Annotated in this window: 1 pseudogene; it reads right to left on the minus strand. The window is 72.1% G+C overall.

Features of this window, described 5'->3' with window-relative positions:
- A pseudogene (gene glmU / locus Ato02nite_RS51150) lies at positions 1-473 on the minus strand (bifunctional UDP-N-acetylglucosamine diphosphorylase/glucosamine-1-phosphate N-acetyltransferase GlmU); the annotation flags it as partial.

A 473-nucleotide genomic window follows, 5' to 3' on the forward strand; every position in this document is an offset into this window, starting at 1 on the left:
CCGGTCCGATGACCGCGCCGGCCGCCACCCGGGTGGTGCCCTGGAGCTGCGAGTTCTGGTCGATCACCGCGTCCGGTTCGATGTCCACGGTCACGTCGATCCAGGTCGTGGCGGGGTCGAGGATCGAGACGCCGGACCGCATCCAGGCCGTGTTGACCCGGTCGCGCAGCATCGCCCGCAGACCCGCGAGCTGAGCCCGGTCGTTGGCCCCGAGCGTCTCCTCGGCGTCCGGCGCGACGAACACGCCCACCGCGCTGCCGACCTCGACGAGCAGGCCGAACACGTCGGTCAGGTATTCCTCGCCCTGGTCGTTGTCGGTGGAGAGCTTGCCCAGCGCCTCCCGCAACCGGGCACCGTCGAACGCGTAGATCCCACCGTTGATCTCACGGATGGCGCGCACCTCGGCCGGCGCGTCCCGCTCCTCGACGATCCGGGCCAGGCCACCGGCGGCGTCCCGGACGATCCGGCCGAGG

The organism is Paractinoplanes toevensis (assembly GCF_018332695.1).
GTDB classification, from domain to species: Bacteria; Actinomycetota; Actinomycetes; order Mycobacteriales; family Micromonosporaceae; genus Actinoplanes; species Actinoplanes toevensis.